The sequence below is a fragment of the Agromyces sp. G08B096 genome (assembly GCF_040267705.1).
GTDB lineage: Bacteria > Actinomycetota > Actinomycetes > Actinomycetales > Microbacteriaceae > Agromyces.
In genome coordinates this window covers 1,715,102-1,729,743 of the sequence record NZ_CP158374.1, presented here as the reverse complement: position 1 = coordinate 1,729,743, position 14,642 = coordinate 1,715,102, and the positions used below count along the sequence as shown (strand labels likewise).

The 14,642-nt window shown below is 72.6% G+C and carries 15 protein-coding genes and 1 pseudogene; 7 read left to right on the top strand and 9 right to left on the bottom strand.

Features of this window, described 5'->3' with window-relative positions; genetic code table 11:
• Window positions 1-4: 4 nt before the first annotated feature.
• Window positions 5-1,807 (bottom strand): DEAD/DEAH box helicase, encoded by a 1,803-nt coding sequence (locus ABIQ69_RS08380; RefSeq protein WP_350349900.1) that lies wholly within the window; start codon window positions 1,805-1,807, stop codon window positions 5-7.
• A gap of 94 nt (window positions 1,808-1,901) precedes the next feature.
• Between ABIQ69_RS08380 and ABIQ69_RS08375 the strand changes: the two genes are divergently transcribed.
• Window positions 1,902-2,705, top strand: a complete 804-nt coding sequence (locus tag ABIQ69_RS08375; RefSeq protein WP_350349899.1) for an SGNH/GDSL hydrolase family protein — start codon at window positions 1,902-1,904, stop codon at window positions 2,703-2,705.
• Here the strand turns inward: ABIQ69_RS08375 and ABIQ69_RS08370 are convergent.
• Window positions 2,690-4,039, bottom strand: coding sequence for a serine hydrolase (locus tag ABIQ69_RS08370; RefSeq protein ID WP_350349898.1), 1,350 nt, complete (start codon window positions 4,037-4,039; stop codon window positions 2,690-2,692). The genes ABIQ69_RS08375 and ABIQ69_RS08370 overlap by 16 nt on opposite strands.
• A gap of 10 nt (window positions 4,040-4,049) precedes the next feature.
• Window positions 4,050-4,856, bottom strand: coding sequence for an RNA methyltransferase (locus tag ABIQ69_RS08365; protein ID WP_350349897.1), 807 nt, complete (start codon window positions 4,854-4,856; stop codon window positions 4,050-4,052).
• A 149-nt stretch (window positions 4,857-5,005) separates the two neighbouring features.
• Here ABIQ69_RS08365 and ABIQ69_RS08360 point away from each other — a divergent pair, with 149 nt between their 5' ends.
• The 3 genes and pseudogenes from ABIQ69_RS08360 to ABIQ69_RS08350 all read left to right on the top strand — a co-directional run bounded on the left by ABIQ69_RS08360 (window position 5,006) and on the right by ABIQ69_RS08350 (window position 6,453).
• Window positions 5,006-5,788: an NAD-dependent protein deacetylase gene (locus ABIQ69_RS08360; protein ID WP_350349991.1), complete on the top strand. Its 783-nt coding sequence runs from the start codon at window positions 5,006-5,008 to the stop codon at window positions 5,786-5,788.
• A 46-nt stretch (window positions 5,789-5,834) separates the two neighbouring features.
• Window positions 5,835-5,909, top strand: a pseudogene (locus ABIQ69_RS08355) (hypothetical protein); the annotation flags it as partial.
• A gap of 34 nt (window positions 5,910-5,943) precedes the next feature.
• Window positions 5,944-6,453 (top strand): histidine phosphatase family protein, encoded by a 510-nt coding sequence (locus ABIQ69_RS08350; protein WP_350349990.1) that lies wholly within the window; start codon window positions 5,944-5,946, stop codon window positions 6,451-6,453.
• A 33-nt stretch (window positions 6,454-6,486) separates the two neighbouring features.
• On the opposite strand, the gene ABIQ69_RS08345 is transcribed toward ABIQ69_RS08350, so the two are convergent.
• Both ABIQ69_RS08345 and ABIQ69_RS08340 read right to left on the bottom strand, forming a co-directional pair.
• Complete coding sequence (locus ABIQ69_RS08345) at window positions 6,487-7,584, bottom strand: glycosyltransferase family 1 protein (protein WP_350349896.1); 1,098 nt, start codon at window positions 7,582-7,584, stop codon at window positions 6,487-6,489.
• Window positions 7,581-8,492: an alpha/beta hydrolase gene (locus ABIQ69_RS08340; protein ID WP_350349895.1), complete on the bottom strand. Its 912-nt coding sequence runs from the start codon at window positions 8,490-8,492 to the stop codon at window positions 7,581-7,583. Before ABIQ69_RS08340 ends, ABIQ69_RS08345 begins: the two co-directional genes overlap by 4 nt.
• Before the next feature lie 100 nt (window positions 8,493-8,592).
• Here ABIQ69_RS08340 and ABIQ69_RS08335 point away from each other — a divergent pair, with 100 nt between their 5' ends.
• On the top strand, window positions 8,593-9,294 hold the full coding sequence (locus ABIQ69_RS08335; protein ID WP_350349894.1) for an exonuclease domain-containing protein: 702 nt from the start codon (window positions 8,593-8,595) through the stop codon (window positions 9,292-9,294).
• 94 nt (window positions 9,295-9,388) lie between these two features.
• Here ABIQ69_RS08335 and ABIQ69_RS08330 read toward each other — a convergent pair whose 3' ends face one another.
• The 3 genes from ABIQ69_RS08330 to glgA all read right to left on the bottom strand — a co-directional run bounded on the left by ABIQ69_RS08330 (window position 9,389) and on the right by glgA (window position 11,833).
• Window positions 9,389-9,643 carry a type B 50S ribosomal protein L31 gene (locus ABIQ69_RS08330; protein ID WP_350349893.1) on the bottom strand — a complete coding sequence of 85 codons (255 nt, stop codon included), beginning with the start codon at window positions 9,641-9,643 and terminating at the stop codon, window positions 9,389-9,391.
• Window positions 9,644-9,762: 119 nt separating this feature from the next.
• Entirely contained in the window at window positions 9,763-10,551 is a 789-nt protein-coding gene (locus ABIQ69_RS08325; protein WP_350349892.1) for an ABC transporter ATP-binding protein, read from the bottom strand.
• Between the two features lie 94 nt (window positions 10,552-10,645).
• Window positions 10,646-11,833: a glycogen synthase gene (glgA, locus tag ABIQ69_RS08320; protein ID WP_350349891.1), complete on the bottom strand. Its 1,188-nt coding sequence runs from the start codon at window positions 11,831-11,833 to the stop codon at window positions 10,646-10,648.
• 106 nt (window positions 11,834-11,939) lie between these two features.
• Between glgA and glgC the strand changes: the two genes are divergently transcribed.
• Both glgC and serB read left to right on the top strand, forming a co-directional pair.
• Entirely contained in the window at window positions 11,940-13,187 is a 1,248-nt protein-coding gene (gene glgC / locus ABIQ69_RS08315) for a glucose-1-phosphate adenylyltransferase (protein WP_350349890.1), read from the top strand.
• Window positions 13,184-13,849: a phosphoserine phosphatase SerB gene (gene serB / locus ABIQ69_RS08310; protein ID WP_350349889.1), complete on the top strand. Its 666-nt coding sequence runs from the start codon at window positions 13,184-13,186 to the stop codon at window positions 13,847-13,849. Before glgC ends, serB begins: the two co-directional genes overlap by 4 nt.
• Here the strand turns inward: serB and ABIQ69_RS08305 are convergent.
• A complete protein-coding gene (locus ABIQ69_RS08305) occupies window positions 13,846-14,556 on the bottom strand; it encodes a beta-ketoacyl-ACP reductase (protein ID WP_350349888.1) in 711 nt (236 codons plus the stop codon). The two genes, serB and ABIQ69_RS08305, sit on opposite strands and share 4 nt — an antisense overlap.
• Window positions 14,557-14,642: the final 86 nt, after the last annotated feature.

The window sequence follows — 14,642 nt, the reverse complement described above, 5'->3', positions numbered from 1 at the left end:
AGCGTCAGCGGCTTGCGAGACGCTTGCGGAGCAGCTCGATCCGGGACTGCAGCTGGGTGACCGTCGCCTGCGCGACGGGCGGCCCGCCGCAGACGCGGCGGAGCTCCGCGTGCACCTGGGAGTGCGGCTCGCCCGTGTGCCGGGCCCAGAGCCCGACGAGGCTGTTGAGCAGCGAGCGCTGCTCCTTCAGCGTGCGGTAGAGCGCCACCGGCTCGGCCGCCGACTCGTGCTCGGTCGTCTCCCGGCGGCGCTCGCTCGCGCGCCGCGCCTGGCGCGCCTGGCGATGCCGCAGCAGCTCGGCGACCTGCTCGGGCTCGAGGATGCCCGGCAGGCCGATGAAGTCGAGCTCCTCATCGCTGCCCGGCTCGGCGAACGTGCCGAAGTCGGTGCCGTCGTAGACGACCCGGTCGAACGTGGCATCCGAGGCGACGGCCTGCCACGTGAACTCCCCGGCCTCGTCCGAGGCCTTCTCCTCCCGGTTGGCCGCCTCGAGGAGCCCGTCCTCGAGGCCCGGGTCCTCGTCGCCGTCGCCCGAGCGCCGATCGAGCGCGTGGTCGCGTTCGCGCTCGAGCTCGCCCGCCAGGGCCATGAGCACCGGTACGTTCGGCAGGAAGACCGATGCCGTCTCGCCGCGACGCCGCGCGCGCACGAACCGGCCGATCGCCTGGGCGAAGAACAGCGGCGTCGCCGAGCTCGTGGCGTAGACACCTACGGCGAGCCGCGGGACGTCGACCCCTTCGGAGACCATGCGCACGGCGACCATCCACCGGCACGTGCCGGCGGAGAACTCCTCGATCCGCTCGCTCGCCTCCTTGTCGTCGGAGAGGACGACGGTGACCTTCTCGCCGCACAGCCGCTCGAGGATCTCCGCGTACGCCCGCGCGACGGTCTGGTCGGTGGCGAGCACGAGGCCCCCGGCATCGGGGATGCCGTGCCTGACCTCGGTGAGCCGGCGGTCGGCCGCCTGCAGCACCGCGGGGATCCACTCGCCGCTCGGCTCCAGCGCGGTGCGCCAGGCCGAGCTCGTGATGTCCTTCGTGTTGTCCTCGCCGAGTCGGGCCTCCATCTCGTCGCCGGCCTTGGTGCGCCAGCGCATGTGGCCCGCGTACACCATGAAGAGCACCGGCCGGACGACGCCGTCGGCGAGGGCGCGGCCGTAGCCGTAGTTGTAGTCGGTCTTCGACACCCGCACGCCCTGTGCGTCGGGCTCGTAGTGGACGAACGGAATGGGCGCCGTATCGCTCCGAAAGGGCGTGCCGGTGAGGGAGAGCCGCTTCTCGGCCGGCTCGAACGCTTCACGGATCGCGTCGCCCCACGAGAGCGTGTCGCCGCCGTGGTGGACCTCGTCGAGGATGACCAGCGTGCGGCCCGACAGCGTGAGCTCTCGGTGCAGCGCGGGGCGCATGGCGACCTGCGCGTAGGTGACCGCGACCCCGTGGTAGTGCCGCGCGCTCCGGCCGTGCGCGTTGCGGAACCCGGGGTCGAGCCGGATGCCGGCGCGTGCCGCGGCATCCGCCCACTGCCGTTTCAGGTGGTCGGTCGGCGCGACGACCGTGATGCGATCGACGATGCGCCGTGCTCGGAGCTCGGCGGCGATGCGGAGGGCGAAGGTCGTCTTGCCGGCGCCGGGCGTGGCCGCGGCGAGGAAGTCGCGCGGGAGGGTCTCGAGGTACTGCTCGAGCGCCTCGGCCTGCCAGGCGCGCAGCTTGTTGGCCGTGCCCCACGGGGCCCTGGCGGGGAATGAGGGTGAGAGGTGCTCGGCGGCCGAGGTGCCCGGCTGATGGCCGGAGGGGGTCGCGGTGCTCACTTTCCAGCACTGTAGTCGACCGCACCGACAACCCCGGGATCGCCGTCCGGCCGGTCCGGTCCGGCCGGGAAGGGGCGGCGTGCAGAATGGAGGCATGGTCACCCAGCAGCATCCCTGGTCACGCTACGTCGCCCTCGGGGACTCCTTCACCGAGGGCATCGGCGATCCGGAGCCGTCGGTGCCCGGCGGCCACCGCGGCTGGGCCGACCGGGTCGCCGAGGTGCTCTCGCAGGGCACCGAGGACTTCGCGTATGCGAACCTCGCCGTCCGCGGCAAGCTCATCCAGCAGATCATCGACGAGCAGATCGAGCCCGCCCTCGCGCTGCGGCCCGACCTCATCACCATCTCCGCGGGCGGCAACGACGTGATCCGCCCCGGCACCGACCCCGACGAGATCTCCGCGCGGTTCGAGTACGCCATCGAGCGGCTGAGCCGGGATCACGCGACCATCGTCATCTTCACCGGCGTCGATGTCGGCTTCTCCCCCGTGTTCCGCGGCATCCGCGGCAAGGTCGCCATCTACAACGAAAACCTGCGCGCGATCGCGGCCAAGCACGACCTGCTCGTCGCCGACCAGTGGGCGCTCACCGCGATCCAGGATCAGCGGTTCTGGGCGCCCGACCGGCTGCACCTGAACTCGCTCGGGCACCACACGGTCGCCCGCATGGTGCTCGCTGCGCTGAACGTCGAGAACGACCTCGAGCCGCTGAAGCCCGAGCCGCTGCCGTCGAGCACCTGGCGCCAGGCGCGCGTGGAGGATCTCGCGTGGGCGCGCGAGTACCTCGTGCCGTGGGTGGTGCGCCGCATCCGGCACCAGTCCTCGGGCGACTTCGTCACGCCGAAGCGGCCGCACGCCGGCCCGTACACGCCGGGCGACCCGATTCAGCCGGCCGGCTGAGCCGCCGCGCCGAGTGCGCCCGGATTCGTCAAGCGCCACCAGGCACCCGGGTCTTCGATCGACCGTTCGAGTCGGATCGGGATCTCGATCACCTGCGAGCCCGCGGTGACGGTCGCGACGCCGACCTCCTCGCCCGCGTCGGCGAGGGCGACGGGTTCCGCGGTGACGGCGACGTCGACGGGGGTGTCGCTCCACACGACGACGGATGCCCCGTCGGCGGCGGTCGCCGTCGCGGTCTCGCCCCAGGGCGTCCGGTACGTGGCCAGCTTGGCGCCGGCTGCGAGCGCCTCCACCTCGCGGAACCCGGGCGCGACGCTGTCGAGCAGCGCGGCCACCTGAGCGCGGAGCTCGGCATGGGTCGCCTGGCCGAGCACGACGCCCACGACGGTCACGGTCGACTCCCCCACGAGGTAGTCCGCGGAGAACAGCAGGTTCGCCGCGTCGTCGGTGGTGCCCGTCTTGATGCCGTCGACGCCGTGGGTGCCGAGCAGCTTGTTCGAGTTCTCGACGCGGCCGACGCCCGGAAGGTCGACGGCCTGCTCGCCGACGATCGCCGCGAGCGCCGGTTCCTGCAGGGCGAGCTCGCCGAGCTTGACGAGGTCGGCGGGGGTGGAGACGTTCTCGAGGGAGAGCCCGCTGGCGTCGGCGATGACGGTCTCGGCGAGGCCGTGCTCGGCGAGCCAGGCGCGTGCGGCGTCGACGTAGGCCGCCTCCGATCCGAACGCCCAGTTGGCGATGGAGATGGCGTAGTTGTTGCCCGAAGGCAGCAGCATCGCCTCGAGGCTCTGCTTCAGCGAGAGCGTCGTGCCGGGCGACACGGGGGCGACCGAGCCGTTCTGCGCCACCATGTCCCAGTAGATGTCGACGTCGGCGTCGGTGTACTCGATGCCGGGTCCCTGCTCGCCCGCGGCGACCGGGTGCGCCTGGAGCACGGTGAGGGCGGTGACGACCTTGGCGATGCTGGCGATCGCCATCGGCGCCTGCGACTCGCTCGCGGCGAGCAGGCCCTCGCGCCCCACGGCGGCGACCGCGAACTCGCCGGTGCCCGGGAGCACCAGCGGCTGCGCGGGCTGCGAGACGGGTGCCGGGTCGATCACCTCGGGGCTCGCGGCGGGCACCTCGGCGCCGAGCGCGCTCGAGACGTACACGACGCCGCCCAGGATGAGGGCGAGCAGCACGGCGACGACGGTCGCCGCTGCAATCCGTCGGCGGCGGTACATCCGGCGCCGCGCGAGCTGCGCGTCCTCGGTCGCGCCGCCGGCAGCGGATGTTTCGGAGACGGAGCCCGTGCTGGCCGGGCGGCGCGCCGGGGCGGGGGCGATCGGGTGCGACATCGCTTCGAGCCTAGACGGGCTCGCCGAGCGCGTAGAGCACCACGGCGGCCGCCGCGGCCACATTCAGGGAGTCGACGCCGTGGGCCATCGGGATGGTGACGACGAGATCCGCAGCGCGGAGCGCCTGCCGGCTGAGCCCGTCGCCCTCGGCGCCGAACACGAGCGCGAGGCGCTCGGGCGGATCCGCGGCGAGCGTCCGCAGCGGTACCGCGTCGTCGGCGAGGGCGAGGGCCGCCGTCGTGAAGCCGCGCTCGGTCAAGCGGGTCGCCGTGTCTGCCCACTCGCCGACGCGGGTCCACGGCACCTGGAAGACGGTGCCCATGCTGACCCGGACGCTCCGGCGGTACAGCGGGTCGGCGCACCGCGGCGTCACAAGCACCGCGTCGGCGCCGAGCGCGGCGACGCTCCGGAAGATCGCGCCGACGTTGGTGTGGTCGACGATGTCCTCGAGCACGACGACCCGGCGTGCCTCGGCGAGGAGCGCGCCGACGTCGGGCAGCTGCGGCCGCTCGAACGCTGCGAGGGCCCCTCGGTGCACGCGGTACCCGGTGGTGGCTTCCAGCTGCCGGGCGTCGGCGAGGTGCACGGGGATGTCGAACGGTTCGAGCACCGGGACCAGCCCGGGCAGCCACTTCTCCTCGAGCAGCACCGACCTCGGTCGGTGGCCGGCCGCGATCGCGCGCGTGATCACCTTCGCCGACTCGGCGATGTAGAGGCCGCGTTCGGCCTCGGTCGCCGTGCGCAGCGCCACGTCGGTGAGCGCCGCGTAATCGGCCACCGCATCGGATGCCGCGTCCGCGACCCGTTCGATCCGCATGTGTCCTCCTCCTCCACCCTGCCAGTCCGACGAAACATTCCGGTAAACCGCGACGTTTACACTCAGGGAATCGTCGATCGGAGGCGGGCGTGACGAACAGCTTGGCGGAGGCCGTGTCGAGCGAGCACGTGCGGGCGGCCGTCGACCTCATGCGCGGCGCCCGGGTCGCGGTCCTCACCGGAGCGGGCGTCAGCACGGATTCCGGAATCCCCGACTACCGCGGCGAGGGTGCCCCGCAGCGCACCCCGATGACGTTCCAGACCTTCCTGGGCTCCGAGCGCGCCCGCAAGCGGTACTGGGCCGGGAGCCACCTCGGCTGGCGGAGCTTCGGCAGCGCCCGGCCGAACGACGGTCACCGAGCGCTCGCCCGGCTGGAGTCCGCCGGCGCCGTCGCCGGCGTCGTCACGCAGAACGTCGACGGGCTGCACCGGCGCGCAGGCAGCGCGCACGTGGTCGAGCTGCACGGCACCATGGACCGGGTCGTCTGCCTGACCTGCGGGCAGTTCTTCGCGCGTCAGTCGATCGCCGACCGCCTGGCCACCCTGAACCCCGACATCGACCTCGACCAGGCGATCCGCCCGGCGCCCGACGGCGACGTCGAGGTCGACGACGTCGATGCGATGGTGATCCCCGAGTGCACGGTGTGCGGAGGCATCCTGAAGCCCGACGTGGTGTTCTTCGGCGAGTTCGTTCCCGGTGCGACGTTCCAGTCCGCCGCCTCGATCGTGGGCGGCGCGGACGTGCTGCTCGTCGCGGGCTCCTCGCTCGTGGTGAACTCGGGCATGCGGCTGCTCGAGATCGCCCGGCGCCGGCGCGCGCCGATCATCGTCGTGAACCGCGGCCTCACGAGGGGCGACACCCGCGCCGCCGTGAAGATCGACGCCGGCACGACGCAGACCCTCACGGCGATGGCCGAGGCGCTGGGCGCCTGAGCCGGCCGATTTCCGCCACGGCGACCCGCTCTGCCAGGGTGATCGGATGACCGACACCACGGCGTTCCCGATCCGCCCGACGACGATCGCCCTCGTGCGCCACGGCGAGACCGAGTGGAACCGGCAGCGCCGCATCCAGGGACGCACCGACAGACATCCCGCTGAACGACACCGGCCGGGCGCAATCGGTCGGCGTCGCCGAGCGCCTCGCGGAGTCCGGCGAGCCGTGGCAGGCGGTGTACGCGAGTCCGCTGTCGCGCGCCGCGGAGACGGCGGAGATCATCGCCCGAGCGCTCGGCCTCCCCGAGCCGGAGCTGGTGCCAGCCCTCGCCGAGCGCGCCCACGGCGTGCTCGAGGGGCTCGATCACGCCGGCCGGGCCGCCGTCGAGGCCCAGGCCGCGACGATCGAGGGGCTGGAGCCGCGCTCGTCGGTGACCGAGCGCGCGTCGGAGGCGCTGCTCGAACTCGCCGAGCGCCACCCCGGCGGGAACATCGTCGCCGTCACGCACGGCGGCGTCATCCATGCGCTCGTCCTGCACCTGAGCGGCTGGACGTTGCCCGGCCCGGGATTCGCGATCGTGAACGGGTCGATCCTGCTCCTGCGCGCGAACGCCGGCGCGCTCGAGCTCGCGGAGCCCGAGGCGCTCACCGGCACCACGGACTGATCGGCACGGTCCCGGTGCCGCGCCGTCGGCGCCTCAGCGCCGCCGTCGTCCCCGACGCGTGTCCCGCTCTGCGCCGGTGCGACGCAACAGCTCGAGCAGACGCTCGGCGGAGGACGCCCACGTGAACCGCGACGCCTGCGTCAGCGAGGCATCCGACCGGCGCTCCCACTCGCCGTCCTGCTCGAGCCGGCCGAGCGCCGCGACGAGGGCGCGCGGGTCGTCGGCATCGAAGTAGAGCGCGGCGTCGCCGCCGATCTCACGGAAGATCGGGATGTCGCTCACCACGACCGGGGTGCCCACCCGCATCGCCTCCACGAGCGGGATGCCGAACCCCTCGGCGCGGCTCGCGTGCACAAGCGCCGTCGCGCCGGCGAGGAGGTCGGCGTACTCCGCGTCGGTCACGCCGTCGTGGAACGTCAGGCGCGCGTCGGGGGCGAGTCGCGTGAGCCGCGCCCGCTCGTCGCGGCTGATCCGGCTCAGCAGGTGCAGCTCGTGGTCGGGCAGCAGCGCGGCCGCGCGCACGAGCGTGTCGACGTTCTTGTAGGGCATGTACGAGCCCATATAGACCAGCGAGTTCCGGGACGGCCGCGCCCGCGGCAGCGGCGGCACGGGCAGGTCGTCGGCCGCGTTCGGGACGACCTCGACCGGACGCGACGTCAGCCGGTGCTCTCGGATGAGCCCGGCGGTCGTCTCCGACACCGTCACCACCGCGTCGGCGCGGTTCAGCAGCACGCGCTGCGGCCACCAAGCGAGGTGGTAGAGCCGCCAGAGCAGCCGTACGGGCGCCGGCAGGTCGCGCGGCGGGGTCCGATTCTCGTAGTAGATGAGGTCGTGCAGGGTCAGCAGGAGCGCGTAGTCGCGTCCCCAGGAGCCCATCGTCTGCATCGGCGAGAACACCACGTCGGGCCGGAGTTTCCGCACTTGTCGCGCGACGAAGGGCTCGCGCGGGCTCGTCGGCCCGGTGACGAGCTGCCAGGGCAGGTCGGGCAGCAGCTCGAGCTGGCGTCGATCGCTGATGAGCATGGTGAGCGGCTGCCGCTTCGCGAGTTCGCCGACGATCCCCGCGGTGAATCGGCTGATGCCGTCGTGCTGGCCGATGCGGGTGTACCGGCAGTCGACGACGAGCCTCACGCCGTCGCCTCCGGGGCGTCGGAGGCGACCGCGCCGAGGAATGCGCGGATGTGCCCGGCGGCCTGCTCGGGCGTCTCGTAGTGGATGAGGTGGCCGACTCCCTCGATCTCGGCGAGGCGCCCGTCGGGGAAGCGCGTCACGAGCTCGCGCTCCGCCTCGATCGGGGTGATGTCGTCGCGATCGGCGGCGACGAGGAGCGTCGGCACCGGGATGTTCCCGGCGAACTCGCGCACGTCGTGGCTCACGGATGCGCGGAACGCCTCGAGCAGCATGTCGCGGTCGGCGAAGGCCGAGAAGTAGCGGTCGTGCTGGTCGTGGATGAACCGGCGGAGCTCGGGGTCCTTCGTCTTCGCCATCGTCACGCTCATGACCCGCACGATCAGCCGGTTCCGCAGGAGCCAGAAGCCGAGACGCGGCGGCAGCAGGGCGCCCAGCCGGTAGTACAGCACGGCGAGCCGGGTCATGACGCCGCGCGGGCCCTCGAGGGCGGGCGCGCCGATCGGATTCACGAGGACGAGCCGGTCGGGACGGAGGCCGCCGGCCACGGCCGCCGAAGCGACGATCGATCCGAACGAGTGCCCGAGGAGCGTGTAGGCACCGGCCGGCACGGTCTCGACGAGGAACGCCCGGAGCCAGGCGGCGTAGCCGTCGATGTCGTGCGCGCGGCCCGCGAGCGGTGCGGATGCCCCGAATCCGGGCAGATCCGGCGAGATGATGCGCAGCCCCGGCAGGTGCGCGATCACCGGCTCCAAGCCGTGATGGTCGCCGCGGAATCCGTGCACGAGCACGAGCACCGGGTCGCCCGGCTCTCCGTACTCCCACCAGGCCGTCTCGGCGCCGAGCACCTCGGTCCGGTGCTCGCGCACGGGGATGCGCGCGAGCGCGGCGGCGTACGGCGAGGGGGTCATCCGTTCCAGTGTAGGCGGCGGGAAGCTGCGCACCCGGTGGACGCACGCGAGCCCGGCGCGCCCGCGCACCCCTGACGGTGGCCGCTCATAGGGTGACGGCATGCACGACTCCCCCACCCCGCACTGGGCCAGCACCCTCGCCGTCTTCGACCTCGAGACCACGGGCATCGACATCGACACCTGCCGCATCGTGACCGCCCACGTCGGGGTGATCGGGCCCGCCGGGGAGGTGCTCGAACAGCGGCAGTGGCTGGTCGATCCCGGCGTGGAGATCCCCACGGCGGCGACGCTCATCCACGGGGTGAGCACGGAGCGCGCTCGCGCCGAGGGGCTCGCGGCCGCGCAGGCGGTCGCCGAGATCATCGCGGAGCTCACGAACGCGGCTCGCCGCGGGCTGCCCATCGTCGCGTACAACGCCAGCTACGACCTCTCGGTGCTCGCCCGAGAGGCCGAGCGCTACGGCCACGCGCCGCTGCCGGGGCCCGAGCAGGTCATCGACCCGCTCGTCATCGACAAGGCCGTCGACCGCTACCGACGCGGCAAGCGCACCCTCACGGCCGCGTGCGCACACTACGGTGTCGAGCTGCTCGATGCGCACGACGCCGGCGCCGACGCCGTCGCCGCCGGCCGGGTCGCCCAGGCGATCGTCCGCGCCTACCCCGAGCTCGCGGCGATCGCGGCGGCCGACCTGCACCGGCACCAGATCGAGTGGTGCCGCGACCAGGCGGAGCGCTACCAGGAGTGGCGGCGGATGAACGGCGAACCCGAGTTCACCGCCTCGGGCGTCTGGCCGGTGCGCTGAGGCGCCGGCGCACGGCCCTCGCCGGCAGCGACGACGGGCGCCGGACACGACGAAGGGGCGGGCGACCGGAGTCGCCCGCCCCTTCGGTGCGGTCTTACTTGGAGCCGCCGAAGCCCTTGAAGCGCTGGTTGAACTTCTCGACGCGGCCGGCCGAGTCCATGATGCGCTGCTTGCCCGTGTAGAACGGGTGCGACTCCGACGAGATCTCGACGTCGATCACCGGGTAGGTCTCGCCGTCGAGCTCGATGGTCTTCTCGCTCGTGACGGTCGAGCGGGTGAGGAACGTGGCGCCCGAAGCGAGGTCGCGGAAGACGACGGCGTTGTACTCGGGGTGGATGTCGGTCTTCATGGAGACTTCCTTGCTGATCGGATGGAGTGGTCGGTCCCGGTGGGGCATGTGCACCGCATGGGAAAGCTGGAGGCCGTCGGGCCAGCTAGAGAGTCTAGCAGATGACGCCCGGTGGTCGCTCAGGCCGCGGCCCGCGCGACGAACCGGCCGTTGGTCTCACTGAGCTCGATCGCAAGGCCGAACGTCTCGCTCAGCGTGGCCGACGTGAGCGCCTCGCTCAGCGGCCCGGCGGCGACGACCTGGCCCTTCCGGAGCAGCAGCGCGTGCGTGAAGCCCTGCGGAATCTCCTCGACGTGGTGGGTGACCATGACGATCGCGGGCGACGACGAGGATGACGCGTACCCGCCGAGGAGGCCCACGAGCTCCTCCCGCGCGCCGAGGTCGAGGCTCGCAGCCGGCTCGTCGAGCAGGAGCAGCTCGGGGTCGGTCATGACCGCGCGGGCGATCTGCACGCGCTTCTGCTCTCCGTCGGAGAGGCTGCCGAAGCGTCGGTCGGCGAAGCCCTCGAGGCCCCACTCGGAGAGGACCCGCTGCGCGCGGCGGAGGTCGATCTCCTCGTACTCCTCGTTCCACCGGCCGGTCACGGAGTACGCGGCGGTGAGCACGACGTCGAGCACGGTTTCGTTCCGGGGGATCTTGCGCGCCATGGCGGTCGAGGCGAAGCCGATCATCGGTCGCAGCTCGAACACGTCGACCTTGCCGAGCGACTCGAGCAGCACCTCCGCGGTCCCCTTGCTGGGGTGCATGGCGGCCGCGGCGATCTGCAGCAGCGTCGTCTTGCCCGCGCCGTTCGGCCCGAGGATGACCCACCGCTCGTCGGAGGCCACGCTCCAGTCGATCGCGTCGAGGATCGTGTTGCCGTCGCGGACCACCGACACATCGCGGAACTGGAGCACCGTACTCGCCATGCGTCCCATGCTATCGGGACGGCGGAGGCACTCCGGCGCACCCCGTTCGGCTCGAGGCGCCCGCCGCAGGCGGACGAGCCGGCCGCCCGACGGCTCAGCGCGCCAGCACGCTGCGGTAGACCTCGAGGGTTCGCGCGGCGATCCGCGCCCACGCGAACTGCTCCTCGACTCGTCGGCGGCCCGCCGCGCCCAGCTCCTTCGCGCGGCCCGGATCCGCCACGGTGCGACGGAGCGCGTCGGCGAGGTCGGTGACGAACCGGTCGGGGTCGAGCGGCGTGCCGGTGCCGTCCTGCGCCTGCTCGATCGGCACGAGCACCCCGGTCTCGCCATCGACGACGACCTCGGGGATGCCGCCCGTCGCGGTGCCGACCACCGGGGCGCCGCAGGCCATGGCCTCGAGGTTCACGATGCCGAGCGGCTCGTACACCGATGGGCAGACGAAGGTCGTCGCGGCCGTCAGCAGTGCGGTGAGCTCGTGGCGCGGAAGATGGCGGTCGATCCAGACCACGCCGCCGCGGTCGGAGCGGAGCTCGTCGACGAGCGCGGTGACCTCGGCCATGATCTCCGGCGTGTCGGGCGCGCCCGCGCAGAGGACGAGCTGCACCTCGGGCGGCAGCTGCCGTGCGGCGCGAAGCAGGTACGGCAGCCCCTTCTGCCGGGTGATGCGGCCGACGAAGACGATCGAGGGCCGATCGGGATCGACTCCGAGTGCGCGCACCGCGTCGGGATCGTCGACGGGCCGCCAGTCGTCGAGGTCGATGCCGTTGTAGACGACCTCGACACGCGCCGGATCGATCGCCGGATACACGCGGAGGATGTCGCGGCGCATCCCCTCGGAGACGGCCACGACGCGGTCCGCCTCCTCGAACGCGGTCCGCTCGGCCCACGAGGACAGGCGGTACCCCCCGCCGAGCTGTTCGGCCTTCCAAGGCCGCAGCGGCTCGAGGCTGTGCGCGGTCACGACGTGCGGGATGCCGTGCAGCCGTTTCGCGGTCGAGCCGGCGAAGTTCGCGTACCAGGTGTGCGAGTGCACGAGGTCGGCGCCCGCGGCATCCGCGGCCATCGCGAGGTCGGTGCCGAGCGTGGCGATCGCCGGGTTCGCGGCGGCGAGCCCGTCGGGCGTCGGATACGCAGTGGTCCCGGGCTCGTCGCGGGGCGCGCCGAAGCAGCGCACGGCGACCTCGATCTCGCGGCGGAGCGCGCGGACGAGCTCCGCGACATGCACCCCCGCGCCGCCGTAGACCTCGGGCGGGTACTCGCGGGTGAGCAGGTCGACGCGCATGCCCTCAACCTAGCGCAGCGGCATCCGGGTGAAGAGGTCGTGACCACCGGCGCAACGGGGCGACTCCGCCGCCCATCGGATGCCCCGCGCTGACTACGCTTGGGGCATGGCAGCGCGCAAGGTCTTCGGCATCGTCCTCGCCGGCGGAGAGGGCAAGCGCCTCATGCCGCTCACCGAGGACCGGGCGAAGCCCGCCGTCCCGTTCGGCGGGCAGTACCGCCTGATCGACTTCGCACTGTCGAACCTGGTGAACTCGGGCCTGCGTCAGATCGTCGTGCTCACCCAGTACAAGTCGCACTCGCTCGACCGCCACGTCTCGCAGACGTGGCGGCTGTCGGGCATGCTCAACGCGTACGTGGCATCCGTGCCGGCGCAGCAGCGGCTCGGCAAGCGCTGGTTCTCGGGCTCGGCCGACGCGATCCTGCAGAGCCTCAACCTGATCTACGACGAGCAGCCCGACCTCATCGTCGTCGTCGGCGCCGACCACGTGTACCGCATGGACTTCAGCCAGATGGTCGACGCGCACGTGGAGTCCGGGGCGGATGTCACCGTGGCGGCGATCCGGCAGCCCATCGCGCTCGCCGACCAGTTCGGCGTCATCGAGGTCGACCCGGCCGATCCCGCGCGCATCCACCGCTTCCTCGAGAAGCCCGCCGACCCGGTCGGGCTGCCCGACGCGCCCGGCGAGGTGCTCGCCTCCATGGGCAACTACGTGTTCGACGCCGACGCCCTGATCGACGCGGTCCTCCGCGACGGCGAGCAGTCCTCGTCGAGCCACGACATGGGCGGCGATATCATCCCGTCGTTCGTGGCGCAGGGACGCGCCGGCGTCTACGACCTTCAGCGCAACGACGTGCCCGGTTCGACCGACCGCGACCGCTACTACTGGCGCGACGTCGGGACCATCGACTCCTTCTTCGAGGCCCACCAGGACCTCATCTCCGTGCTGCCCGTCTTCAACCTCTACAACCGGGAATGGCCGATCTTCAGCCAGCAGCTCAACTCGCCGCCGGCGAAGTTCACCCGCGACGCACGCGGCTCGCTCGGCACCGTGATCGACTCGATCGTCTCGCTGGGTTCGGTGATCTCCGGCGCGCACGTCGAGCGCAGCGTGCTCGGCCCGTGGGCGATCGTGGGGTCGGGCGCCCACGTCGCCGACTCGATCCTGTTCGACCGCGCCCGCATCGAGGCCGGGGCGACGGTGCGCCGCGCCATCCTCGACAAGGAGGTCGTCGTCGAGGAGGGGGCCCGCATCGGCGTCGACCGCGAGGAGGACCTCGCGCGCGGCTTCATCGTCACGGGCAGCGGCATCACCGTCGTGGGCAAGGGCTCGCGCGTCCGGGCCGCCGCGTGAGCGCCGCCGTCGTCGGCCGCGCACGCGGCCCCCTCGTCGTGCTCGACGCCGACTCGACGCTCATCCGCGAGGAGGCCATCGAACTGCTGGCCGATGAGGCGGGCAGCCTCGAGCACGTCGCCGCAGTCACCGAGCGCGCGATGCGCGGCGAGCTCGACTTCGCGGCGAGCCTGCGCGAACGCGTCGCGACGCTCGCGGGCGTCGAGGTGCAGGTGCTGCCGCGAGTGCGCGAGCGGATGACTCCGACACCCGGCATCGAGGCGCTCGTCGCCGGCGTGCACGCGGCCGGCGGACGCATCGGGGTGGTGTCGGGCGGCTTCCACGAACTGCTCGACCCGCTCGCCGAGCGCCTGGGCCTCGACTTCTGTCGCGCCAACCGGCTCGCGGTCGCTGACGGACGCCTCACCGGCGCCGTCGACGGACCGATCATCGACGCCGACGCGAAGGCGACCGCCCTGACGGAATGGGCCGACGCGAGCGGCATCCCGATCTCGCGCACGGTCGCCGTGGGCGACGGCGCGAACGATCTGCGCATGCTCGGCCGCGCCGCCCTCGGCGTCGCGTTCTGCGCGAAGCCGATCGTGCGGGCCGAGGCGGATGTCTCGATCGACCGGCCCGACCTGTCGGCGGTGCTCCCCCTGCTGGGGCTGCCTCGCGGCTAGTGCCCCATGCCGAGGCCGCCGTCGACGGGGATGACGGCGCCCGAGATGTAGGCCGCATCGTCGCCGGCGAGCCAGGCGACGACCTTCGCGACCTCGCCGGGCTCGGCGTAGCGGCCGGCGGGGATGGCCTTGCGATACTCCTCCTGCTGCGCCTCGGAGAGCTCGTCGGTCATGTCGGTGCGGATGAAGCCGGGCGCGACGACATTCGCGGTGATGCCGCGGGCACCGAGCTCACGGGTGAGCGATCGGGCCATGCCCACGAGGCCGGCCTTCGACGCCGAGTAGTTGACCTGCCCGGCCGAGCCGTAGAGCCCGACGACGCTCGAGATGAGCACGACGCGGCCGAAGCGCGCCTTCAGCATGCCCTTCGACGCGCGCTTGACGACCCGGAACGCGCCGGTGAGGTTGGTGTCGATGACCTGCTCGAAGTCGTCGTCGCTCATCCGCATGAGGAGCGTGTCGCGGGTGATGCCGGCGTTCGCGACGACGACCTCGACCGGCCCGAGGGCGGCCTCGACCTCGCCGAACGCCCGGTCGACCGACTCGGTGTCGGTCACGTCGGCGCGGACCGTCAGCGACCCGGCGGGACCCTCGCCCGAACGCGCGGTGACCGCGACGCGGTGGCCCTGGGCGATGAACTCCTCGGCGATCGCATATCCGATGCCCCGGTTTCCTCCGGTCACCAGGACGGTGCGGCTGGTCGTCATCGCGTGGGCTCCACTCTCTCGGAAACGGCGGGTCTGGCTCGGCGCGGCGCCTCGTCCGGCTCGCGGCCCGTCCCAGTGTAGAGGTT